The sequence below is a fragment of the Chryseobacterium sp. G0162 genome, from assembly GCF_003815715.1.
GTDB lineage: Bacteria > Bacteroidota > Bacteroidia > Flavobacteriales > Weeksellaceae > Chryseobacterium.
This window is the reverse complement of record NZ_CP033922.1, coordinates 1,608,987-1,633,471: the sequence shown is the minus strand read 5'-3', so window position 1 is coordinate 1,633,471 and position 24,485 is coordinate 1,608,987. Positions and strand designations below refer to the sequence as shown.

The window sequence follows — 24,485 nt, the reverse complement described above, 5'->3', positions numbered from 1 at the left end:
TTGCACCCTTATTAGAAAAGAAGCTGCCGGAATTCCGACAGCTTCTTCAGTATTTTTAATTTTTTATTATTTTTTGGGTGAACCATTTTCCATTGGATTCAAATTTCACAAAGTAAACTCCGGGTTTCAGTTGTGAGATATTAATTCCGTTATTCTCTTTTGTAAATGTCATTATTTTTCCCTGAGTATCATAAACCTGAACTTTATCTAAGGCTACTGGCGTTTTAAATAACACTGAAGATGTAGTAGGATTAGGATATATCTGATTATTTGGACTGTCTTTTGTTTTTTCATTTTCATTGGTTCCAAGAGCTTGATCAGGGAATTCCACAATGAAAATATCTGAAGTTGTTCCAACAGCAATAATTTTATTTTTAAAAAATTTTATGTCATTAATTGTTGCCAGGTTAGAATTAAAATAGTTAGTACTCGGAACAACAAGTTGTGATGTTAGGCCTCCGTCTGCTGTCCTGTATATGTCCCAACCAGAATCTATACGATAGCCTATAAGTTCATTAATATAATGATATTGATCATCATCTGTATTTTCGGTCCAGGTAGAACCAGCATTACTACTAATATAATGCATGTTATTATTTGTGCCTATCTGTATCTTGTTTATATTAATAATATTGATATAAGTTATTGATGTTGGTACGGTGTAAATGATATTCCAGGTTATTCCGCCGTCTGTTGTTTTATAAAGCTTTTGGTATGTTCCGGCATAGCCAATCATATCATTATAAAATTGGATTGTTTCAACCTTATCAGTTAGAGTAAAATAAGAGGTATTGGATGTTGTAAATAGGTGTATTCCATTATTGGGTGAAACATAGGGGGATGCAGTTCCTAGTAAGACATCACCATTACTTTTAAGCCAGTAAGGAGATACAAATGTGGGATGATTGATTATGTTTGAATTATCCCACGTCTTACCAAAATCTGATGTGAAAGAATGGTTTCCGTTACCAATAAGGACTCCTTTGCCATTTTCTCTTATATGTGCACCTTTGAAAGCATCCAGAGTGAAGGTTGCTTTTTTGTTGGTCCAGTTGTACCCTCCATTTTCAGTATAATATACTACACTATAGCCAGTTTGATTTCCTACGATAACTCCTTTGTCATCATTACCGAAAGATATGTTTTTCAAGTTAGATTGATATATACCGGGCACCTGGATAGTCCAGTTTGTACCATTGGTAGATTTATAAATATTAGCATCACCGCCTACCAAAATATTACCATTTACAAACCCTATAGAATAGAGACTGTTATAGGGGAAGGCGTCAATCAGTCTTTGCTGTGTCCAGGTCTGTCCCATATCTGAAGATTTTAATAACCTGTTATCTTGGCCTACGGCATACAATTTTCCAGCATTGTATTTAATATCAAACAAACGATATTGGGTATTGGTGGTTAAAGCTGTCCAGCTGTTTCCTTGGTCTGTTGTTTTGAAAATTCCACCGTTATTTCCTGTTATATAACCTTCATTATCATTAATGAAAAGGATTTTGTCAATTCCGGTTGTATTTAGAGGAGTTGGGATCCATGTTGCTCCTTGATTGGTCGTTTTATATAACGTTCCGTTCTCTCCAGATACGAATCCTATATTCGGATTGATAAAGAAAACATCATTTAAGGTTGTATTGATAGAAAGAGATACGGAGGTGAAGCTCGCTCCTCCATTTGTTGTTTTATAAATTACACCTGTACTACCACAGACAAAACCAACAGATTCATTAACAAAATACATGTTTTTCAAGAAATCACCACTTACAGGGTACGGTGTGGAGGTAGCAAAAGCATCTGTAGTTTTAAAAATCTGATAATCTTTTAAAACGAAACCTACATTATCATTAAGCATTTGAATGTCTAAGCATCCAGATCTGAAAAGTTTTCGCCACGTAATTCCGCCATCTCTGGATGAAGAGGCAGCCTTGTCTTTGTCTACAATGTATAGAGTTTGATTGGGAGTAACTTCTAAACTTTTGATTATTGAATACCCTTTTACAGGAGTTAAAAATTTCCATTCCTGAGCTTTCATAAGCGATACTAAGCTCAAGAAAAGTATGGAGAAGTATTTGTTCATTATTATTAGCTTTTTGCAAAGCTAATCATTTAATTCAGAAAAGATATAAGCCGTCAAAATTTGACGGCTTATATCTTTTCTGAATGTAAAAAATCTCTTTTAAATTCCATCTCCGCAAAGATCCATTGGAATAAGACACATATAACTTGTTGGTCCACAAAAATCCTGTGGACATTTATCTCTACATCTTGTAGGTTGGCCGTTAGGTAATATACATGTTACAAAAACAGCACTTCCCTGGATTGTTCTTAATCCGGCTCTGGATACTTTTTTTAAGTTTTTCATGCTCATATTTTTAGTTTAATTAATTTGTACGATATGCTGATATTAACATGGGAATGATCCATCTGCCCAAGGCGGTGGGCAGCTCATACTTGACGGCGTTGCACAACAGTGTTGTAATGATGGAGGGTAAAATGAACAACATTCAGGTGCTATACCTCCCTGTACTTTTTTTAAACTTTGTCTTGAAACTTTTTTTAAATTTTTCATAATAATATTTTTTTTGAATATTACTAAGGTAAATAAATTATTTCATTTCAAGGTGATAAATGGGCTTATTTTGATTTAAAAAAGGAAATGGTATTATCTCTGTAGTTTTCTGTTTTGTAAGGAAAATGCCTGAATTCTGGGGTTTCTGTCCCGTTTTCTAATTTTAGATTTTCATTTTTAATGACGATGGCTTCGTCCCAAAGACCAGCATCAATGAATTGTTGTAGTGTAAAGCGGCCTCCTTCAATAATAATAGATTGAATCTGTTCTTTATATAAAGCTCCCATCAAATCAGGCAGGAAGTTGTCTTTTTTAATTTTAATAAACTGGATATGACCTTCTGTTTCTTCTTTTACAGTATTTAAAACTATTGTTCTGGCTTCGTTGTTGTAAATCTTAAAGTCATTCGGAACTTTCAGATCAAAATCAATTAAAATACGAACAGGATGAGTTCCTTCAACGTTTCTTACAGTGAGACTTGGATTATCGGCTAAAGCTGTTTGTGTTCCTACCAGAATAGCGTGTTCATCTGCTCTAAGCTGGTGGACGAATTGGTTGACCAAAGCATTAGAAATAGCAGTTGGCTTAAAATCTTTATCTAAGAATCCATCCCCAGATTCTGCCCATTTTAGGATGATGTAAGGTCTTTTCTGTTCATGATAGGTAAAAAATCTTTTATTCAGTTCGATACATTCTTTTTCAAGAATTCCTGAAACAGCTTCTATTCCTGCATCCTGAATGATCTTTTTTCCTTTTCCATTGACCTTATCATGAGAATCCATAGCACCAATGACTACTTTTTTAAAGCCTAATTCTTTAATTTTTAAAGCACATGGAGGAGTTTTCCCATAATGAGCACAGGGTTCTAATGAAACATAAATCGTTGATTCTGGAATCAGGGTTTTATCTTCCACTGAATTGATCGCATTGATTTCTGCATGGTTTTCCCCTGCTTTGTGATGGTATCCTTCCCCAATGATTTTACCGTTGTGAACAATTACACTTCCAACAAGAGGGTTAGGATAGGTTTTGCCAAGCGCTTTTTGAGCTAGCTCAATACATCTTGAAATATATAGTTCGTCGTTATTCATATTTATAAAAAGAAAAAGCGAAGACAAATTGCTTTGCTCCGCCCTTATTTATTTTGTTAAGATTTATTCTCCGGCAATAATGCTGTGAAGATTTTGCTTTAAAGTTTCAAGATGAGCTTTCTTTTCATCAATAGTGTTGTAAGTATCTCTTAACAGAGGATTCTCTCTTGATGGTTTATTAAAGAACGAAAGGTTATTTTCAAGCTTAACGATTTCAGCTTCAAGATCAGAAATCTGATTTTTGATTTTTCTTGCCTTGTCGGTAAGCTGATTTTCAGATAATCCTTCTTCTTTCAATTCAAGTTCATTGATCTTATTGATCTTCAATTTCTCTCTTAGAGTCTTATTGAACTCAGAATTGATTGAAATTTTATCTCTTGGAACTTTTCCAATGGTATTCCACGCTGTTTTAATGGCTTCGATTTTTTCAATACTTCCTTCATCGTTGGAAACCAATTTCAATTCGTCAAGAAGAGTTTTTTTATTCTTGTAGTTTTCTTTCCAGTTATCGGTAGAAGTATTGCTCTTTTCTCTGTAATTGTTAAAGAATGCATTACAAGCGTCACGGAATTCATCCCAGATTTTATTGGTCATGCTCTTTGGAACATGCCCGATTTTTTTCCAGTCTTCCTGAAGCTTTTTGAACAATGGAACAGCGATATCCCACTCTTCGTTATTCTGATTGTCCTGAGCAGTTTGGATCAGTTTTAGTTTTTCTTCCAGATTAGCCTGCTGAGAACCTTTTAAAGATTTATAATAGTTGTTTTTTGTTGTATTAAATCCTCTAAGGGTTGTTTTGAAATCATTCCAGTTCTGGTTGGAAAGTTTTCTTGGAACACTTCCTGTTTTCAGGAAATCGGAACGAAGATCTTCAACTCTTTTGATAGCGTTCTGCCAGTAATTATGGTTAGGCGTTTCAGAAGGTTCTGAAAGTTTTTTGATTTCAGCGATAATCTGAGTCTTCTTTTCAAGATTGACAGCCTGTTCTTTTTCAATAGACGCTGAAAGTTCAGATTTTCTTTCGTGAATTTTATTGGAAATCTCTTTGAATTCTTCCCATGTTTTTTCACGGAATTCTTCTGCTACAGGTTCTGCTTCTTCTTTCCAAAGTTTATGAAGATACTGAAGTTCATTTAAAGCCTTTTGGATAACGGGTTCATTCTCCAATTCCTGAGCACGGGCAATGATATGTTGTCTTTTTTCAAGGTTGTGGCTGTATTCCTGCTCCAAAAATTCTTTATTCAGATCCAGCATTTGATAAAATTGATTCAGATGGTGGAAATAATTATTGTTAAGAATTTTGAATTCAGATTTAGCAACCTGTCCGGCTTTTGACCATTCTTCTTTGATCTCACGAATGGATTTGAAAAGATTGACTCCAGGTTCTGAATTGGTATATAGATTTTTTAATCTTTCAATAATAGTTTGACGGTGTTCCAGATTTTTCTTCTGTTCTTCTTCCTGTCCTTTTTGGAATTGATCATGCTTTTCTCTGAAAATATTGATTAAAGCAGAGAGTTTAGCTTGTGAAGGATGCTCATAACTAAAGGTTTCAGTAGCATTTCCAGCTTCTGCAAACTCGTGCTTTTTATCTTCCACTTCATCATGGATGTGATGACTTGCTTTTTCTTTTAGCTGATTGAATCTTTTGGAGTTTTCACCGGCGTTAGGCGCGTTGATGATTTTTTCCATTTCTTTCAGGGCATCAGCCAGAGAAATCTCAACATCTTCATGTTCTTCCAGGTGTTCAGCATCATCTCCATGAGGATGGGCATCATGAGAAACTGTGTTTTCCGATGTCTCCTGTGGTACTTCGTTAGGATTTTTCTTTTCTTCGTTTTCAGAAAGATTGTTTTCTGTAGTCATAGCAAATCTTTTATGTGAGTGGCGTTAATATCCTTCAAATATAGCTGTAAGGCCAATTAAAGTACTAATTTATGTTATTTTTTTTAAAAATTCCAAATTTCCCAAGCTTTTTCTGCTTGCTGTTCAAGCATATAATAACCGTTTACTGTTTTTGCTCCTTTTTCGGAAGCATTGATGATAAATTGCGTATAGTTGGGGTTGTAAATTAAATCAATAACTAAATGTTCCGGGGAAAGCGCATCAAAAGGAAAAGCCAGGCAATCTTCAACATTCGGAAAAGTACCTACCGGTGTACATTGAATAATAATTTTGTGTTCCCGTACAGTTTCCTTATCAAGGTTTTCAAAATTGATTTCCGTACTTCTAGAAATGGTTTGTGATGGAATATTATGTTTATCCAAGACATACTTTACTGCTTTTGCTGCTCCACCGTTTCCTAAGATCAAAGCTTTATCCTGCGATGATTTTTTGTGAAGAAGAAGTGTCTTTTCAAAACCGAAAGCATCCGTATTGTAACCGGTTTTTTTACCGTTTTGAATTAAAACACAGTTCACGGCACCAATTTTTTCAGCTTCATCACTTAATTCGTCAAGATAACTAATGATCTGTTCTTTATAAGGAATGGTAACATTAAAACCTAATAACTCAGGTGAGGAAAAAAGGTTTTCTACTTCATTGATTTCACTCAGGTCAAAAATATCATAGGAAAAACCTTTAAGCATAAGCTTTTGGAACTTATTTTCGAAGAATTTTTTAGAAAAGGAATAGGAAATATTTCGTCCTATCAATCCTAATTTTTTATTGGAATCCATACATCAAAATTATAAAAAAAGACCGGATAAATCCGGCCTTTAGTTTGAAATATTTTATAATAATTATTCTACAATAAATTTAGTAGAGAAATTATCTGTTTTTAAGATGTATGTTCCTTTTACTAATCCTTTAAGATTGATTTTATTTGAATTTTTAAAAGGATTGGCAATCGTTTCAATTACTTTTCCTGAAAGATCATAGATTTGAGCTTTTGAAATTTTGGTAAGGTTTTCCCCTTTTACAAACAGTTCATTGTTTCTTACCGGGTTAGGGTAGATGGTGAACTCTGCTTTGTCTTTCTTCGTTTCAGAAGTTGCCAGCGATCCGTTGTAGCAAGTCCATTTAAGATCATCTATTGCCACTCTGTTATTGTTGCTAGGGTTTACGATTTTAATAACAGCGTTTCCTGTAACATTCACATTGATTGGTGTTGTTGTTGCTGTTACGCTGTAAGGGACTGTTCCTACTAAATTATCATTGACAAAAACATTCAGGTTGCCATCTGATCCACTGAATTTAAGTTGAGTAGTTACGGTTAATGTCTGAACTCCGCCAGGTACGTTGGAGCTAGTTAGATCACCTCCTTGAATTGTTATTGCTTTACCATTAATAGTTTGGTCTGTTCTTGCAAAGGTTGCTGTCCAGCTTACATTATTGTTTGTCCATGTTCTGGTTTTATAGTCACTTGCATTTGCCGGAATATTACTAAAGTTCTCATCACCACAGTTTCCTACGTTTACGGGTCCGTCAAGGGTAGTTCCTGTTGCAATATTACTTTGTGGGGAATTATTTCCAAATGCATCTTTAGCAATTACATAGAATGAATATTGGGTAAGAGGTAATAATCCGGATACTGTAGCTGTAGTTGATGTTCCGGATACAGTAGATTTAAATGTATTATTTACATAAATATCATAACCTGTTACTCCAACATTATCTGTAGATGCAGTCCAACTTAATGAAATAGAATTTGAAGTTGGAGTGTTTGTGGCTAAATTGGTAGGTGCTGTAGGAGCTTGGTTATCAATTGCGGTAGCCCAGATTAAATCTACATAAGCGGGATTATCAATGAATGGGTTTCTATTCCCCTGGAATGTGAAGGCTGCGTTATTTCTGTTTATTTCTTCAGGAGATACAGGGTCCATTGCATTCCATGCTAAAAGTTGCTGAAGTTCCCACGCCTGCAAACCTGGAAATGAGGAGCTACCTAATATATCACCACTACTGAACGTAGAAAGCTTATCTTCATATCTTGTTACAAAATAAAAGATCATTCGGGCTACATCTCCTTTGAAAGCATCAATAGGTTCAAATACTGTTCCGCCATAGCCCGGAGAAGTTGAATTTCCTAGCTTAGAACCATTCTGTGAAGTATAAGTAGCAGATCCTACTTTACCAAAAGGATAATTAGATCTCATCCCATTTACCTTCCCATCAGTAGGACGGATAAAGTGAATATCTGCAACCATTGGTGAAGCTTGATTGAATAAACTTTGAGGAATTATATGCTCTCTGTTATAACATTTACCTTCGTTAACGTATGTTCCGCATTGGTTTGTACCTATAGTATAGTTATAAGGATCTGGTCCATTTGGATTCTCAGAGTAAATGTCTAGTACTGTACCATCGTTTTCAAAATTTGTGTTTGTATCACGATCGGTTGTGTAATAGCCTGTCCATAAGCCTCCATACCCTTTGTCTTGGTGACCTGAAGTAATAATGCCTTTCAGTGCCGTTTTAAGGGGAGCTCCCGTTAAACCGTTAGCTGCATTATAATAACCAGCAGGTGCCTGTGCAAATGCATTAATGAATGCAAAGCTTAATAGGAAAAAAGATAAAATTCGTTTCATTTTTTTAAAATTGGGGCGTAAAGGTACAAAAAAATGAAGCGTAAAAGGGTTTTTGATGTTAAATGTGTAAACTTGGTATATTAATTTTTAGTAATATACTCTTTGCTGATCTTGGAAAAGAACCAAGAGATTGTAATTCCAAATACAGATGCAGTAAGAGCAACGATAAAGTAGTTTTTTCCTACAATTTTTACCGGGAAAGGAAGCACGTCGTTGGCTCTGAAGAATTCCGTATACAACTGAAAGTAACATAATGCGGTTCCGCAAATTAAACCGGTAATCACTCCGGAAATTACAATAAGAAGTCCCGTATAGAAGTAGGTCATTCTCAGGTGACTTAAAGGAAAGCCTAATGAAATAAGAGATTTTGCCTGTTCTTTTTTATCAAGCTGTAAGATAATGATAGCTCCGGCAAGATTAAAGGTGGTGATGAAAATAACCAGTGCAAAAATCAGGTATATAAATAGCTTTTCAGTATTAATCATCTTCCAGAAAGCTGCATTTTCCTCTTCTTTTGTTTTTATTTCAATGTTTTTGCCAACAGAAGAAAGTAGATTTTGTTTCACAGCATCAGCGTTTTCCGGATTTCTTAATTTAATAACAATCTGGTAAGCTGAATGTTTTGGAAGGCTTAATAATTCCTCGGTAAGTTCGATAGGGGAGATAATATAACTGTCCAGTTGATCCTTTCCTGGGAAAACTCCGGTTACTGAAATATCTCTTTTATTGTAAATATCTTCTTCTTTACTGATGATCCCTGTTCCTGGCTTGGGCATAAATACCGTTGCATAATGATTGGAAGAATCTACCGGAATTGACAATCGGTTATCCAGACTGTTTTCCATCAATACCTCATTAGAGTATTTGAAACTTGGATAAGTTCCATAAAATACTTCCTTATTGATAGGATTTACTTTTGTATAGGCAGAGTCAACACCTCGTAAATAGGCAATGTCACCTTTTCCGTTAAAGCTGATATATACCTTTTCCTCAATAACACGGGAGTAGTTAGCAATCTCTTTATTACTGTTTAAAATTTTATTAACCTCATCCAGGTTTTTAATGGTTTTACCTGATATACTTTTTAAAGTCAGGTCAGCATGAAGATTGGAGATTAAGTCTTTGTTCAGATTTTCAAGCCCTGAGAAAACTGAAATAATAACGAACATTGCAGCCACAGCAACCGTCATGGCACCTACTGAAAGCCACGTAATAAAGGTAACAGCGGTACTGCCTTTTTTAGCCAAAAGGTATCTGGATGCTATGTAAAATGCAATATTCTTCAAGATCTATAAAACAGGATTGTCGCCTTCGCCTCTTAATTCTCTTTCCAGCTTTTCAACATCATCAAGAGCAGTATCTAAGTAAAAGTTAAGCTGTGGAATGATACGTACCTGTTTTGCCATTTTCTGGCCGATAAAGTTTCTGTATTGAGGTTTGTTTTCTTCAATTTCCTTCATTACCGCTGTACGGTGTTCTTGAGGGAAAATACTTAAATAAATTTTTGCAATACCTAAATCCGCCGTTACTTTTACATCTGAAACGGATACCAATATACTTTGTTTGCTGTCAGCAGCCTGCTTGCGGAAAAGTTCTGCGAAGTCCTCCTGAATAATCTGTGCTACTTTTCTTTGTCTGTTACTTTCCATAATTTATGCAAATTTACTACTTTTGTTTGAATTGATACTTTGAAATTCAGCGATCGTATCAAATTTACGAATTAATTATATTTATTAGTATTTATGAAGCTAGAACATATCGGTATTGCCGTAAAGTCTTTAGGAGTTTCTGACGAGCTTTTTGCTAAACTATTAGGAAAAGAATCCTACAAACAAGAAACAGTGGAAAGAGAAGGAGTGGTGACTTCTTTCTACGGAACAGGAGAAAGTAAAATCGAACTTTTGGAAGCCAGTAATCCCGAAAGTCCAATCTCAAAATTTATCGAAAAAAAAGGTGAAGGCATCCATCATCTGGCATTTGGGGTTGAAAATATCCTGGACGAAGTAAAAAGATTAAAAAAAGAAGGATTTCAATTTATCTCTGAAGAACCCAAAGAAGGTGCTGATAACAAATTAGTTGTATTCCTTCATCCTAAATCAACAAATGGTGTGCTGGTAGAACTTTGCCAAGAAAAGCAATAAAAAATTTTGTAGTGAAAGAAATTTTACTATTTTTGCAAACACAAAATTTAACCAAGTTTTGAGGTCCTATAGCTCAGTTGGTTAGAGCACCTGACTCATAATCAGGTGGTCCCTGGTTCGAGCCCAGGTGGGACCACAATAAAATCAACCACTTACATAATGTGAGTGGTTTTTTTATATTCTTATAAGAATTGATTCTTCATAATCTTGAAAAGAATTATAAAGATTTGAATTAGAATAAAAAATGAACAGTATGCTGATACTATTTTAAAAAATACTATGTTAAACATACGTTTAAAAAAACCATAAAGAATAATTAAAACTCAGTTAACAGCCTTCTTCCTCAGATCCCGTTGCTTTGCAGAAAAAAGTAATGATGGAAAATAACAATCTGCTTAACAGAAGAAGGTTTCTTAAGAATTCACTATTAGCAGCTGGAGGAATCTTTATTGCTCCTCTCATTGAAAGTTGCAGCGATCAAGACTTTACCGAAGGCGGAACGGTTCCTAATGATCTTAAAAATTCAGGTTTTGATACCGGAGTAGCCAGTTTTGATCCTACCGCAACAGGAGTTATTATATGGACAAGATATTCTGGAGGAGTAGATGCTGAAATTACATGGGAAATAAGCAAAAACAGCAATTTTTCTGAGGTTTTAAGAAGTGGAAAAGCTAGTGCTGCAACCATTAATGACTTTACTGTAGCGGTAGATGTACAAAATATTCCATCCAATACGAAATATTACTATAGATTTTATAACCTTAAAACAAAGGAAGTCAGTGTAACAGGGGAAACGATTACCTTACCTTCTAAGGCAGATTCCGTCAATGAAGTGAAAATGGCGGTGGTATCATGTTCGAATTTTCCTGCGGGACTTTTCAACGTATACGGAGCCGTTGCCAAATCTGAAGCTGATGTAGTAGTACACCTTGGCGACTATATCTACGAATATGCACCGGGAGAATATGGAACGAATCCATATACCAACCAGCTTGGAAGAGCTCATAAGCCTGCGAAAGAAATCCTAAACCTGAACGATTACAGAGAAAGATATAGACAATACAGAAGTGATAAAAACCTTCAGCTGGCCCATCAGAAAAAACCTTTTATTTGTGTATGGGACGACCACGAATTTGCAAACGATACCTATAAAGGCGGAGCAGAGAATCATCAGCCTAACGAAGGTGATTTTCAGGTAAGAAAAATGGCAGCATTTCAGGCTTACAGTGAATATATTCCGCTTAAAACAGGGAAAGATCTGAAAATCTACAGAAGCTTTACCTTCGGAAATATTGTTTCCCTTTATATGATGGATACCAGAGTGATTGCAAGAGATAAGCAACTAGAGTATTCAGATTATCTGGATAATGCAGGAAACTTCGATCAGTTGAAGTTTAAAACAGATTTTTTAAATCCAAGCAGAAAACTGATCGGGAGCGAGCAAATGGCATGGTTAGGCTCCCAGATCAATTCTGATTCTACAAAATGGAAGGTATTGGGACAGCAAATCCTGATGACCAAAATGATGGTTCCTGCAGAACTATTGATGCTATTGAATAAGATTTTAGCAGAAATAAAACAGTACGGAAGCGCACAACCGGCTACGATGCAGGCACTTCAGAATACCATTGCCCAACTGATGGTCATAAAAGGCAGATACAAAGCTCAGGATCCCACGCTTACTCCACAAGAAATAGCAAGGATAACCACCACTTTACCTTATAACCTGGATGCCTGGGACGGATATTTCATGGAAAGAGAACAGCTGTATTCTATGCTTGCGGGTAAAAATGTTGTTGTGTTGGCAGGGGATACGCATAACGCTTGGTTAGGGACATTGACTAATGCACAAGGGAAGGTTATCGGAACCGAATTAGCCTGCAGTTCCGTTTCTTCACCAGGCCTTGAAGGCTATCTCGGAATTACATCAGATCCTGGTCAGGCAAGCGCATTAGCTCAGGCATTTTCATTACTGATCGACGATCTGGAGTATGCGAATCTTTACAAAAGGGGGTATCTGCATGTTAAATTTACTTCAGGAAATTCAGTAGCAGAATGGAGGTTTGTAGATAATGTGATTTCCGACCTCTATAATGTTACTACAGAAAAAGCACATACAATTTCATAGTTTCAAAGAACATATCTTATTTTCAATTTTGTACAAAGCTATAGGCCATCCTATGGCTTTTTTATTATTATTTTTTTCCGTATCTTGAACAGATGCAAGAGGATTTTAGAAAAGAATTTTTACCATTAGCCTCCAAACCTAGCTGGGTAATCACATGGCTGATGAATATTTTCTTTGGATCAGTGTTGTTGTTTATGTTTACAGTACTTGCTGTGTTTCCTTTTTTGGTTTCGGGGAATATAAAGGTATTTGTTGTAGTAGCTGTATTATATTATCCTGTTTGGGTTATAGGTATGTATCGGTTTTTTCGTTATGTGAAAAAATCAAAAAGGTATATCCGTAACAAAAATTATGGTAGATGATAAAGGCATTCATTTTTATAAAAAAGACGAAAGCATAGATGCTATTCTTTACAATCAGTTAGGAACGTCCCTTCGTTCAGATGACTATGAGGTTTACCTGACAATGAAAAGAAAAACATGGATACTCACTGTAGGAATCAATCGTAATGAAACTAAAGTTGTATTTGACGGAACAGACATTGGAAGTACTCATTATATCAAAAATGGAAGAGCTCTGCGTGCCAGGTTCATAGAAGGAATTGTTCGCTTCAGGCCAGATTTGAAAATAGATCCGTTTGTTTTTAAGGAATTCAGTATCCATCCCGAAAAATTCACATTTGACGGAAAAAGATACCTGAAGCATGTAGGCGAAGCTGCTATCATAGCCGGTATTATAGTATTGCTGAGTTTAGGATTAATGCTCTTAGTTGTAAAAATGTAGAAATACAAACCGTAAAATGTATCCGTTTTTCCTTAATATGTATCATAAGGACACTGTTCAAAATATTTAATTTTACCCATTATTGAAAGCCTGTACAATGAGTATAAAAATATTAAATATCCCCGGATTCTGCCAATACCTGAATGTTGGCAATCTGAAAAGTGATGATCTTCACATCGTAGATTTTGAGACGCAGAATGATATCAGGCTAAAATCTGAGCCGGTAACCATTGATTTTTATCTTTTAGCTATCAAACCACCGATGGAAGTCAAGTTTGTTCCTCACCAGCTTCTGGAAGATCAGTCAGACTCTTCCTATATGTATGTGGATTGTCCGCAAAATACGTTGGAGTGGGAGATTGCTCCACCATTTTCAGGGTTATGTATTATGATGGGGGCTAAATATCTTGAGAAATATGCCAAAGATTATAGCTTTGTACATTATAACAATCATGAAGCTCTTTTCCTCACTAAAGAAGAAGAAAGTATTTTGTGGGATCTCTTCAGAAAAGCAAACCACGAATTTCAGAAAGAATATTATTCAAAAAAGGTTATCATTTCTTATGTCAACCTGATTCTTACTTACGTTAAAGATTTTTATGACCGTCAGTTTGATACCCGAAGTGAGATTTACCACAGGGTAATCGATGAGTTTTATAAAAATCTGGATCATTATTTCATCGATAATGAGAATCTCGCCGGACTCCCTTCTGTTGCTTATTTTGCACAAAAAAGTAACCTTTCACCTAATTATTTCGGAGACCTCATCAAGCACTTTACAGGCAAATCACCATTGGATCATATTCATGATTACGTTGTAAAGCTGGCAAAAGATAAACTCAAGAATACAAGCCTTTCTGTAAGTGAAATATCCTACAGTCTCGGGTTCGATTATCCCAATTATTTTGCACGGTTCTTTCGTAAGAAAACAGGACTTTCCCCAAAAGTTTTCAGGAATCAGTAAACAGTTTGAACAATATAATAAAAGGCAGCTCCGCGAGTTGTCTTTTGCTTTTTCAGGAGCTTTTCCGGCTATTCACTCATACTCCTCGCGCCAGCGCATCCCAGGCTTACCTCCCTAGCTTTCCAGTTTAGCTGCGGGGTAACCGTTACTATCCGGGCTAATGTATGCGTAATGCGTAATAAATGATGAGTAATATTAATTCTAAACCGGTGTTTTGTTTTCAATAATATCTACAAACATCTGTGTAAATCTGAGCAATCTGTGGGAAATAAAATTCTGCAATCTAATAAGGATTGTGCCTAACCACAAAAGTCACAAAAGATTTAAACACTTAAGGGATTTTAAGTTAAAAGCTTTGTGGAGAAGAAGTACACGCAAGTTTTTGAAAACCTATGATTTTCATATCCGCAATCATCTGCGAAATCTGTGCGATTTACGGGAGATAAAACTTTAGCAGGTCTGAAAATACCCAAAAACATCATCCGGCTCTAGCCAAAATTTACTATAGAAGTACCCAAAAATACAAAAAGGTAAAATGTATCTGTTTTCAGGTAATGTGTCTCCGTCTCAAGAGCGGGTCCCTTTCTACCTTTGATTTATCAAAATGAAAGAAGAATAGAGCTGAAAAAAAGTAATCAAAAAATAGGATACTCTTTTGTTCTTCCAGCTTTCATCAAAATAAATAATAACAAATAAAATACAAAGTCATGTCACAGGAAAAGATCAGTATCAAAAACACAAACGCCCAGGAAATTATCCTGTCAGCAATCATCAATTTCCCTGAAGGGTTTGATCAGAACAAAAAATACCCGGCAGTCGTAGTGTCTCATCCGGGCGGCGGAGTAAAAGAGCAGACCGCAGGTCTATATGCTAAAAAATTAGCTGAATATGGATTGATAACTATTGCGTATGATGCTTCTTATCAGGGAGAAAGTACAGGAGAACCACGCCAATTGGAAAATCCTTATATCAGAACAGAAGACATAAGTGCAGTAATTGATTACCTTACAACCTTATCTTATGTAGATGCTGATAAGATCGGAGCTATGGGAATCTGTGCAGGAGCAGGATATACAGCCAATGCAGCTATCAACGATCATAGAATTAAAGCGGTAGGAATGATAAGCGCAGTAAATATTGGATCGATGTTCAGAAACGGATGGGAAAACAATGTAAAAGATGCCGACGCACTACCTTACTTAATAGCTGGCTCTAACGCAAGAACAGCAGATGTCGGGAGTACAGAAATCCAGACGATTCCGTTAGCTCCAACGAGAGAAGAAGATGCACCCAATGAAGAATTAAGAGAAGCCTGGGAATATTATCATACAGATCGTTGTCAATATCCTACAGCACCAGGTTTTTCTACAACCAGAAGTCTGACACAGCTTACTTCTTATGATGCCTATAATAAAGCAGAGGTTTTCTTTACGCAGCCGCTGCTTGCAGTAGTGGGAAGTATAGCAGGAAGTGCCTGGATGAGTGATGATCTGCTTGAACGTGCTGCCTCTACAGACAAAAGAAAATATACTATTGAAGGAGCCAATCATATGTCTTTATATGATAGAGAAAATTATGTTAATGAAGCCGTTGATCAGTTGGTAGCATTCTTTTTGGAAAAATTAGCCTAAGAAACCTGATAAATACAGCCATACAAGAATGTATGGCTGTATTTATTTACAATAAAATGGTAATACCGGATGAAAAAAATGCATTCTTAAGCAATATACTTGAAAATTAGTTTCTACTGGAATTGAAAACTAGATAAAAAACAAATCATATTTATCAAAATTTATATAAATTAGATTCACACAATTAATTGAAAAACAAATGGTGGAGAATTTCATTTATTATCTCGGACTGGTTCTGGTCATTATTGGGTCCATTATGCTGGCCAATCGCTTAAGAGTAGCATATCCTATAATATTGGTAATTGCTGGTCTTTTGATAAGTTTTATTCCTGGATTACCACCCATAAAAATAGATCCGGAACTTATATTTATCATTTTTTTACCACCATTATTATACGAAGCGGCATTTGCCGTTTCATGGAAAGAAATCTGGAAAATGAGGCGGATCATCACCAGCTTTGCTTTTATTGTAGTGTTTCTTACAGCTATATCAGTGGCTTTTGTTGCCAATTTCTATATTCCCGGGTTTTCATTAGCATTAGGTTTTGTACTGGGAGGAATTGTTTCTCCACCGGATGCGGTGAGTGCAGGAGCTATTTTAAAGTTTGTAAAAGTTCCTAAAAATCTATCTACCGTTTTGGAAGGGGAAAGCTTATTCAATGATGCTTCCTCCCTTATTATTTTTAGATTTGCGATGGTAGCTGTTGCAACCGGACAGTTTATCTGGCAGGATGCAGTGGTAAGCTTTGGATGGATGGTTTTCGGTGGTCTGGGAATAGGGGTTGTACTGGCAGTTATTTTTCTCAAAATCGAAAAAATATTTCCTACAGATGTAAACATGGATGCTATTCTTAGTCTGGTAGCTCCTTATGTAATGTATATTGCCGCTGAGGAAGTGCATTCATCCGGAGTATTGGCCGTGGTGAGCGGCGGATTGTTTCTTTCGATCAGAAGACATGAAATCTTTAGAACCTCAGAATCAAGGCTGAAGGGTTCCAATGTATGGGAAAGTTTCGTATTTCTGATTAATGGGATTGTGTTTTTATTAATAGGGCTGGATCTTCCGGAAATTATGGTAGGGTTGGATAAAGAAGGAATAAGTCTTTCTAATGCGATTGGTTATGGGGTATTAATCACAGCAGTACTGATAATTGTACGATTTTTAGCTTCTTTTGGAGCGGTTTTCGTAACATTAATTATGCGTAATTTTATCAATGTAGCCGATAGAGATCCAGGGACGAAAGCTCCCATATTGATGAGCTGGACCGGAATGCGTGGGGTAGTTTCATTAGCCGCCGCTTTATCCATTCCTGTCGTGATGGAAAACGGGCAGCCTTTTCCCCATCGTGATCTCATACTCTTTATTACTTTTATTGTAATTTTGGCTACCCTTATTATTCAAGGGCTTACATTACCTGTGTTGATTAAAAAACTTAATTTATCTGACATAGGACGTGGATACCTGTCCGAAGAAGAATCTGAACATTATTTAAGAAAAGGAATGCGTAGGGTTGCTTTCAGATATCTTGATGAAAATTATAAAGAGCGAAGAAATGAAAATGAATATTTTAATAAGCTGATGGACCGCTGGGAGCAGGAAGATAAAGAAGGTTCCACCCATAAACTGTCGGATGAAGCCAAGGAAATTTATTTCGAAACTCTGGAACAACAGCGAATCTGGCTTCGGGAAGAAAACAGACAGAATCCGAATATTGACGAAGAATATATAAGACATTATTTAACAAGGCTGGATCTTGAAGAAGAAAGGCTGAGAATGTAAAAAATAAGGAAATGAATTTAGTAAAACAGCTCGGACAGTTTCCTGATGAAAAAAGAAAGGAATACTTCAGTACACTTCCCAATTACCTCAACGGGAAATTTCAGAATATACTTATTACTCCAGCTTTATTAGAAGGAGAAAGTATGACAAAAGCCCTCCTTAACAGTTTGTGTAAAATAGAAAATACCTCCCCAAAATCTGCCCTTCCATTTGTTGTCACAGATTTGAAAAACCTTCCCCCGGAAGAAAACGTTTTGGTATGGTTTGGACATAGTTCGTATTTTATACAAGTGGATGGAAAAAAAATCCTGGTAGACCCTGTTTTCAGTGGAAATGCCTCACCAATGCCCGGATCTATAAAAGCATTTCAAGGAGCAGATTATTATAAACCGGAACATATGCCGGATATCGACTTTTTGTTGATTTCCCACGATCATTGGGATCATCTGGATTATAAAACCGTACAGGAATTAAAAGATAAAGTAGGAAAAGTAATCTGTGGATTAGGAACAGGCCAGCATTTTGAATACTGGGGTTGGGAACCGGGGAAGATTATTGAAAAAAACTGGTGGGAAAGCATAGATCTTGCCAGTGGATTCAGAATTACCCTTACTCCGGCAAGACATTTTTCCGGCAGATTGTTGAATAGAAATATCTCTCTCTGGACTTCATTTGTTTTAAAGACTCCAACCAAAAACCTGTTTTTAGGAGGTGATAGTGGTTATGGAAATCATTTTGCTGAAATTGGTGAAAAGTATGGCCCATTTGACCTTGCAGTGATGGAATGCGGACAATACAACGAAAAATGGCCCTATATTCATACATTGCCGGATCAGCTTATAGGAGAAGTTAAAGAATTGAAAGCAAAAAACTTTATGCCGGTACATCATTCAAAGTTCAAGCTGTCTCAGCATGCATGGTTTGAGCCGGTAGAGCTGGCCGCTAAAAATGCAGAAGATAACAATCAGCCAATTACCTTACCTGTTATCGGTGAAAAAGTAGATCTGGATCAGTTGGGCAATGTAACCTGGAAAAAATGGTGGGAAGAATACTGGTAATAACCAATACCTTATCTAAATGTAAATAAAAAGCTACTGTCATACTGAATGAAGTATCTCTATTCAAAATGAAAATAGCTTACTACATAAAATTAAAACCTGCCCATATCGAGCAGGTTTTTCTTATAATAAAAAAACACTATTGAGGTTCTTTGTGAGCAGGATCATTTGTATGAATGATATCATAAAATACAGTTGGTGTGTTTGCATCAGGAGTAATTCTGTAAGTAAACGTAGTTTCGTTCAACACAAGAATCTCTACAGTACGGGTGAAAAGTACATTACCGTTAGCATCTAAAGCAACAAGTGTTCTTGTCTTCCCATCAGGAGAAATTGACCATGTTCCCTGAGATCTTAAGACATCATTTAATCCAAAAATTTTAAAAGTTCCGTTGGCTTTGAAGTAAGAATATCCTACATAACCAGCCACCGCGGAATTATCTAAAGCTACATTGGCTCCACTGTTATCTTTAGCACCTGTAGTCTTCCATGGGGTAGAAGCTAATGTAAGTTGTCCGTTTTTAGGTTCAGCATGAGGAGTTCTCGTATGGATGATGTCATAATATACAGATAGATCGGCAGCATTAGGGCGGATTCTGTATGTAAATTCATTTCTGTTTAAAACAAGAATTTCAACATCACGTGTGAAAATGGTTGTTGCATCCGGGTTTAACGCTGTAATGGTTCTCGTTTTCCCCTGAGCATCTACAGACCATGTTCCCCTTGATCTCAAAACATCAGTCAAACTGTAAATAGTAAAGTTTCCGTCCGCTTTAAAGTAAGCAAATCCTACATAACCAGCTACGCTGGCGTCTGTTAATGCTACGTTACTACCGTTTTTATCCTTAGCTCCTGTCGTTTCCCAGGGAGTAGAAGATAGAACTTGTGAGGGAGTCTGTTGTTCAATAACAATTTCGTTATCATCGCTTGAACATGAAACGAAAGAAGCAGATAAAAATATCGCTGCAGACAGATAACATAATTTTTTCAGTGTATTCATAAGGGTATTTTTAAGTCTTTGCAAACTTATCTTTATTACCTATCAAAATCTTTGTATGAAATATCTCTTTTGTTGTAAAAAATATAACCGATAAAGTGTTGAATTGATTGAAATTACCAGCTTGTCACCAATAGGTTTCTTGCTGCTTTGATACTGCATTTTTGGTATTTTGAATAGGCTAGTGCCGCCCGGCTTCTGATTTGTTCCGCTGATTCATCGTTGAGGTAACCTGTTAAGGCATCATGAAGAATATAGGCTTCAGGAGCCATCAGATTTTCTCACAATGCTTATGCTTCAAATAACTTAAGTGTCAGAAAATATATTTTAAATTTGGTAATTATATACAATTTTACACTAATGCGGTTATCTTATTACTATGACTCCGTCATTCTGAATACAGGCTGAAGGTCTGCGAACGTAGTTCAGAAGTGAAATGAAGAATCTAAGCGATATTATGATATTCTTCCTTCGTCAGAAATCGAAGATTCGACGTAGTCAATGAAAGTGATGTAAAATTGTATAGAGCCACTTTAAATTTTATCTCCCATAGATCCCACATGTTTTACATATGGTTGTAGAAAGATCTGCGTGATCAGCAAAATCTGTAGAGATTTACCTTTAAAAATTCTATTTTTGAGTATGAATAACAGAAACCGCGGAAAAAACACAGGTGATGACACTCTGTTCGGTTCAGAAAAGCAGATCAGCAAGCTGAAGCTGGCAGTTCAGGATATGCAGTATCTTTTGACAAGAGGGTATGCGGAAAAAGCCGCATCTGACCTTGTAGGAAACAGATATAGATTAAAAACACGACAGATACAGGTGATTCGTGGAGCTTCAGCATCTGATGGACAAATTCATAACAGAAGACTAAAACAATTGAATCTTTCAGATCTGAAAGATAAAACCGTATATCTTGATGGCTTCAATGTATTGATTCTGTTGGAAAGTCTGTTGTCGGAAGCCTATATTTTTGAAGGGGTGGATGGTTGTTTTCGGGATCTTTCCGGAGTGCATGGAACATATAAACGGGTAAATCAAACAGAAAGAGCAATAGGACTTGTGGCTGCATTTTTTCAAAAAGCTCAGGTTCAGAAATTGGACTGGATTTTTGATCAGCCGGTTTCCAATAGTGGAAGAATTAAGCAGATCGTTCTTGACTTTGCTGTTGAAAATCAACTTAACTGGGAAGTTGAACTACAATACAGCCCGGATAAATTTCTGGCAGAGAGTTCCGGAATCATTATTTCCTCAGATGCCTGGATTCTGGATCACTGTAAAGAATGGTTTAATCTTATTGGTTATCTCATTAAAGAAGAAAGTCTGTTCGTTAATCTGATACAATGTTATGATGAATAAGTTCGAACAATATATGGTATGGATTTCAGAGGACTGGAAGGAAAAGTATCAGGCTATTTTAGCAGAAGAGCATTTAAAAAGTTTGTCCGATAATATTCAGAAATTTCAGGATAAGAAGTTGGAGTGGAATCTCCCTTATTTTAATGAAGAAATTGAGATAAATAGGGAAGATATTTTTAACCAATTTATCAATATTATTAAGAATAACAATACGGATGAGGATAAAGCAAAACAGTTGGAAGGTATTCCATTTGAAAACTGGCTTATTGTTTTGGGACAAAGACTGACTTCTGCAAGTATTCGGGACGAAAATGCTGTTCCACCACTGACTTCTATTTTGATCGAAGCCTGCCAGGAACCTTTTAATGAAGAAATTACTATTGCCCAGCGTGCCTGGGAAAAACATACCGGAAGAATGGACGATGATTTTTGGGGTGAAGTGAAAGGAAATAACCAGCAAAAACAGGAAAAAGTAATGAAGAAAATTCACTATATCCTTGAAAATAAAACCTGGTGGAATGTTTTCTTCCACTATAAGCACGAATTTGTCTTTGAAATAAGGGAAAAAGAAGGCCACGGAATTCGTTGGAGTCATGGAGGAAAGAAACTGATTGGATTTCTTGAAAAATTCATCAATGAATAAAAAAGCTGGAAGTTATTTTTGTCTCGTAACTTCTAATAATCACATTAAAAAATAGAGGTCCACTATAAATTTTTGTAATTTCTATCTCCCAATTTCCAACTCATCTTTTTACTACGCAAAAAGATTGCGTTTCTTATAAATAATTTTGCCGTGCATTTTTCTAAAAAAAATAAGTAACCTTATTAGAAGATAGATAAAAAAGTAAAACAAAAATTTTAAACCAATGAATACATACATTGATATTGGCATTAACCTGACCAATAAACAGTTCTACAACGAACAAGAAGAAATCATTAACAGAGCTTTGGATAACGGAGTAGATTATATGATCCTCACCGGAACAAGCGTCCGTGGAAGCAAAGAATCTTCAGAAATTGCAGAGGAATATCCTGATATTTTATTTTCAACAGCAGGAATTCATCCCCATGATGCAAAGTCTTTTAATCATGAAAGCATGAATGAACTTAGAAAGCTGTTAAAGCAGGATCATGTGATTTCAGTAGGTGAGTGCGGATTAGATTTCGACCGCGATTTTTCACCAAGGTCCATGCAGGAAAAGTGCTATAAAGCTCAATTGGAACTGGCGATAGACGTTGATAAACCTCTTTTTCTTCATGAAAGATTAGCCTTTAAAAGATTTAATGAAATTACGGATGATTATCTTTCTCAATTACCGAAAGCTGTTGTACACTGCTTTACAGGAACACTTGATGAAGCCAAAACTTATCTGGACAAAGGATTTTATCTGGGATTTACCGGAGCCATCAGTGATGAGAAAAGATTTAAACATTTGGAAGAGGTGATTCGTTATGTTCCTCTGGATAGAATGATGATTGAAACCGATGCACCATTCATGCTTCCGAAGAATATGCCAAGGATGCAGAACAGAAGAAATGAACCTTCCTTTTTGCCCTATGTGGCGCAAACTATTGCCCATTTGAAGAAGATCAGCATTGCTGAAGTAGCAGATAAAACTACAGAAACTGCCAGAAAATTTTTCAGACTATAAAAAAGAGCTCTACTGATTCAGTAAAGCTCTTTTTAATTATAGTGTTGAAAGGGTAACCAGCAAATTTGCCTTTTATCCTTTTCTTATAAACTCTTGATTGCAGACTCCAGTGCTAGTTCCATCATTGGCTTCAAGGCAGTTTCTCTTTCGTCAGCAGAAATTTTCTCATGAGTTGGGATAATATCAGTTACGGTAAGAATCGTAGCTGCATTTTTACCTAAGTGCTGAGCATTTGCAAACAATCCGAAAGCTTCCATTTCTACAGCAGGACAGTTATATCTTGTAGCAATTTCAGGAGTGTTTGGATCTTTTCTGTAGAAAATATCACTACTGTGGATATTGATCGCTTTAGCATCTATAGATAACTCTTTAGAAGTTTCATTGATTGTATTGAAGATATTTCCTTGGTGAGGAAGGATGTCTCCTTCAATTCCCCATGCATATTTAGCATAGGTACTTTCGCTGGCAGCATTTTCAATATTTAAAATATCAAAAAGCTTAAGGTCTGTATTGTAAGCTCCACAAGTTCCGATTCTGATGATCGTGTCTACCTCATATTCTGTAAATAACTCAAAAGAATAGATCCCGATACTTGGGAATCCCATTCCACTAGCTCCTACAGTGATTTCTTTACCTTTGTAAAGACCTGTATAATAAAAGATACCTCTGGTTTTGCTTACCAGTTTTGCATTTTCTAAATAATTTTCAGCAATATACTGTGCACGAAGCGGATCCCCCGGCTGCAATACTACTTTAGCAATTTCTCCTTTTTTAGCACTGATGTGAATACTCATAATTTAATTTTGAATGGCACAAAGATAATAACTTTTATATTGACCTCATCATTATGAGAATTGAAATGAGACAGGTGTTTTATAAGAATGTAATAGGTAAATAGTTGTATATAAGTGTTTTGTTTATTGCTTTCGAACACAAGTCTTAGTGTTTTTATTTTTTAGTCTGTTTTAAAAAAATGCACACCTTGAAATGAAAAAATAAAACAGGTAAATACAGAACAAAGATAGAATAACAGAGAGCAGATATAGCCTGGCTGTTCAGCTTACTTTTGCGAGAGTAATCATATTAAAATTAAAAAAATGAAAATAGAACATATTGCTGTTTGGGTAAAAGACCTTGAAAAGACCAGAGCATTTTATGAAAAATATTTTGAAGCGGTATCCAATGAAAAATATTGTAATCCGGTCAAAAAATTTCAATCTTATTTTCTCAGTTTTGAGAATGGGTGCCGTCTTGAAATTATGACCAGGCCGGATCTTTCAGCAAGTGAAAACTCCTATGAATCCCAACAGTTTGGAATCATTCATTTGGCGTTCTCCGCAGGAAGCAAAGAAAAAGTAAATGAGCTTACAGAAACCTTAAGAAAAGACGGTTATACCATTGCTGGTGAACCCAGAACAACAGGTGATGGATATTATGAAAGCGTCATTATCGATCCTGAAAATAACATCATTGAAATAGTAGCCTAACCTGTCATTGCGACGAAGCAATCTCTTACTTTTGATAGAACCTCTTTGTTGGAAAACGTAAAGAGGTTTTGAATAGTATTATACCTATTTTAAGGCCCAAGAAAATCAACAATTTTCAGCAATTAGACCGTTATAATGCCACGAATTCACGAATAAAATCATTCGTGAATTCGTGGTTACAAATATATGTATCGCAGATAAAATACTTTTGCCTTAAGGCATGGAAAAAGGAAAAAACTTTCCTCTGCATTTTCCAACATCAACAGATTTTTAAAAGTAAAGCTCGTACTTTCATGTCCAC

23 protein-coding genes and 1 tRNA gene are annotated in these 24,485 nt (G+C 35.9%); 12 read left to right on the top strand and 12 right to left on the bottom strand.

The genetic code is table 11. From position 1 onward, the window contains the following. Nucleotides 1–55: 55 nt before the first annotated feature. The 9 genes from EG344_RS07570 to rbfA all read right to left on the bottom strand — a co-directional run bounded on the left by EG344_RS07570 (nucleotide 56) and on the right by rbfA (nucleotide 9,850). The gene (locus EG344_RS07570; RefSeq protein WP_123908947.1) at nucleotides 56–2,089 is read right to left on the bottom strand and encodes a YCF48-related protein; all 2,034 of its coding nucleotides are present in this window, start codon (nucleotides 2,087–2,089) and stop codon (nucleotides 56–58) included. Between the two features lie 99 nt (nucleotides 2,090–2,188). Beyond that, entirely contained in the window at nucleotides 2,189–2,374 is a 186-nt protein-coding gene (locus EG344_RS07565; protein WP_123908946.1) for a bacteriocin-like protein, read from the bottom strand. 42 nt (nucleotides 2,375–2,416) lie between these two features. Then, nucleotides 2,417–2,581 (bottom strand): bacteriocin-like protein, encoded by a 165-nt coding sequence (locus EG344_RS24510; RefSeq protein ID WP_410493999.1) that lies wholly within the window; start codon nucleotides 2,579–2,581, stop codon nucleotides 2,417–2,419. 65 nt (nucleotides 2,582–2,646) lie between these two features. Further along, nucleotides 2,647–3,672, bottom strand: coding sequence for a bifunctional diaminohydroxyphosphoribosylaminopyrimidine deaminase/5-amino-6-(5-phosphoribosylamino)uracil reductase RibD (ribD, locus tag EG344_RS07560; RefSeq protein WP_123908945.1), 1,026 nt, complete (start codon nucleotides 3,670–3,672; stop codon nucleotides 2,647–2,649). Nucleotides 3,673–3,735: 63 nt separating this feature from the next. Then, the gene (locus EG344_RS07555; RefSeq protein ID WP_123908944.1) at nucleotides 3,736–5,538 is read right to left on the bottom strand and encodes a DUF349 domain-containing protein; all 1,803 of its coding nucleotides are present in this window, start codon (nucleotides 5,536–5,538) and stop codon (nucleotides 3,736–3,738) included. Between the two features lie 83 nt (nucleotides 5,539–5,621). Continuing rightward, the gene (locus tag EG344_RS07550; RefSeq protein WP_123908943.1) at nucleotides 5,622–6,350 is read right to left on the bottom strand and encodes a shikimate dehydrogenase family protein; all 729 of its coding nucleotides are present in this window, start codon (nucleotides 6,348–6,350) and stop codon (nucleotides 5,622–5,624) included. Between the two features lie 63 nt (nucleotides 6,351–6,413). Then, complete coding sequence (locus tag EG344_RS07545) at nucleotides 6,414–8,201, bottom strand: endonuclease (RefSeq protein WP_123908942.1); 1,788 nt, start codon at nucleotides 8,199–8,201, stop codon at nucleotides 6,414–6,416. Between the two features lie 80 nt (nucleotides 8,202–8,281). Continuing rightward, a complete protein-coding gene (locus EG344_RS07540; RefSeq protein WP_123908941.1) occupies nucleotides 8,282–9,487 on the bottom strand; it encodes an ABC transporter permease in 1,206 nt (401 codons plus the stop codon). A gap of 3 nt (nucleotides 9,488–9,490) precedes the next feature. Continuing rightward, nucleotides 9,491–9,850: a 30S ribosome-binding factor RbfA gene (gene rbfA, locus EG344_RS07535; protein ID WP_045492923.1), complete on the bottom strand. Its 360-nt coding sequence runs from the start codon at nucleotides 9,848–9,850 to the stop codon at nucleotides 9,491–9,493. Nucleotides 9,851–9,943: 93 nt separating this feature from the next. Between rbfA and mce the strand changes: the two genes are divergently transcribed. The 8 genes from mce to EG344_RS07495 all read left to right on the top strand — a co-directional run bounded on the left by mce (nucleotide 9,944) and on the right by EG344_RS07495 (nucleotide 18,686). After that, the gene (mce, locus tag EG344_RS07530) at nucleotides 9,944–10,342 is read left to right on the top strand and encodes a methylmalonyl-CoA epimerase (protein WP_123908940.1); all 399 of its coding nucleotides are present in this window, start codon (nucleotides 9,944–9,946) and stop codon (nucleotides 10,340–10,342) included. Between the two features lie 62 nt (nucleotides 10,343–10,404). Beyond that, nucleotides 10,405–10,478: transfer RNA gene (locus EG344_RS07525), tRNA-Ile, on the top strand. A 237-nt stretch (nucleotides 10,479–10,715) separates the two neighbouring features. After that, nucleotides 10,716–12,470 (top strand): alkaline phosphatase D family protein, encoded by a 1,755-nt coding sequence (locus EG344_RS07520; RefSeq protein ID WP_123908939.1) that lies wholly within the window; start codon nucleotides 10,716–10,718, stop codon nucleotides 12,468–12,470. A 351-nt stretch (nucleotides 12,471–12,821) separates the two neighbouring features. Continuing rightward, complete coding sequence (locus EG344_RS24250) at nucleotides 12,822–13,253, top strand: hypothetical protein (protein WP_228412882.1); 432 nt, start codon at nucleotides 12,822–12,824, stop codon at nucleotides 13,251–13,253. A gap of 97 nt (nucleotides 13,254–13,350) precedes the next feature. After that, the gene (locus EG344_RS07510) at nucleotides 13,351–14,217 is read left to right on the top strand and encodes a helix-turn-helix domain-containing protein (RefSeq protein ID WP_123908938.1); all 867 of its coding nucleotides are present in this window, start codon (nucleotides 13,351–13,353) and stop codon (nucleotides 14,215–14,217) included. A gap of 707 nt (nucleotides 14,218–14,924) precedes the next feature. Beyond that, on the top strand, nucleotides 14,925–15,848 hold the full coding sequence (locus tag EG344_RS07505) for an alpha/beta hydrolase (RefSeq protein WP_123908937.1): 924 nt from the start codon (nucleotides 14,925–14,927) through the stop codon (nucleotides 15,846–15,848). A 199-nt stretch (nucleotides 15,849–16,047) separates the two neighbouring features. Then, nucleotides 16,048–17,628: a Na+/H+ antiporter gene (locus EG344_RS07500; RefSeq protein WP_123908936.1), complete on the top strand. Its 1,581-nt coding sequence runs from the start codon at nucleotides 16,048–16,050 to the stop codon at nucleotides 17,626–17,628. Between the two features lie 11 nt (nucleotides 17,629–17,639). Then, nucleotides 17,640–18,686, top strand: a complete 1,047-nt coding sequence (locus EG344_RS07495) for an MBL fold metallo-hydrolase (RefSeq protein WP_123908935.1) — start codon at nucleotides 17,640–17,642, stop codon at nucleotides 18,684–18,686. Nucleotides 18,687–18,825: 139 nt separating this feature from the next. Here the strand turns inward: EG344_RS07495 and EG344_RS24245 are convergent, their stop codons facing one another. After that, complete coding sequence (locus EG344_RS24245; RefSeq protein ID WP_228412881.1) at nucleotides 18,826–19,686, bottom strand: DUF4822 domain-containing protein; 861 nt, start codon at nucleotides 19,684–19,686, stop codon at nucleotides 18,826–18,828. Nucleotides 19,687–19,799: 113 nt separating this feature from the next. After that, nucleotides 19,800–19,955, bottom strand: a complete 156-nt coding sequence (locus tag EG344_RS23835) for a hypothetical protein (RefSeq protein ID WP_164464401.1) — start codon at nucleotides 19,953–19,955, stop codon at nucleotides 19,800–19,802. Between the two features lie 370 nt (nucleotides 19,956–20,325). Here EG344_RS23835 and EG344_RS07485 point away from each other — a divergent pair, with 370 nt between their 5' ends. From EG344_RS07485 to EG344_RS07475, 3 genes are all read left to right on the top strand, one after another. After that, the gene (locus EG344_RS07485; protein ID WP_123908934.1) at nucleotides 20,326–21,045 is read left to right on the top strand and encodes a DUF434 domain-containing protein; all 720 of its coding nucleotides are present in this window, start codon (nucleotides 20,326–20,328) and stop codon (nucleotides 21,043–21,045) included. Next, nucleotides 21,035–21,688 carry a hypothetical protein gene (locus EG344_RS07480; protein WP_228412880.1) on the top strand — a complete coding sequence of 218 codons (654 nt, stop codon included), beginning with the start codon at nucleotides 21,035–21,037 and terminating at the stop codon, nucleotides 21,686–21,688. The genes EG344_RS07485 and EG344_RS07480 overlap by 11 nt, the downstream gene beginning before the upstream one ends. Before the next feature lie 223 nt (nucleotides 21,689–21,911). Beyond that, entirely contained in the window at nucleotides 21,912–22,697 is a 786-nt protein-coding gene (locus EG344_RS07475; protein ID WP_123908933.1) for a TatD family hydrolase, read from the top strand. An 83-nt stretch (nucleotides 22,698–22,780) separates the two neighbouring features. Here EG344_RS07475 and deoD read toward each other — a convergent pair whose 3' ends face one another. Then, the gene (gene deoD / locus EG344_RS07470; protein WP_123908932.1) at nucleotides 22,781–23,491 is read right to left on the bottom strand and encodes a purine-nucleoside phosphorylase; all 711 of its coding nucleotides are present in this window, start codon (nucleotides 23,489–23,491) and stop codon (nucleotides 22,781–22,783) included. Between the two features lie 303 nt (nucleotides 23,492–23,794). Here deoD and EG344_RS07465 point away from each other — a divergent pair, with 303 nt between their 5' ends. Next, complete coding sequence (locus tag EG344_RS07465; RefSeq protein ID WP_123908931.1) at nucleotides 23,795–24,184, top strand: VOC family protein; 390 nt, start codon at nucleotides 23,795–23,797, stop codon at nucleotides 24,182–24,184. The last annotated feature ends 301 nt before the right edge of the window (nucleotides 24,185–24,485 follow it).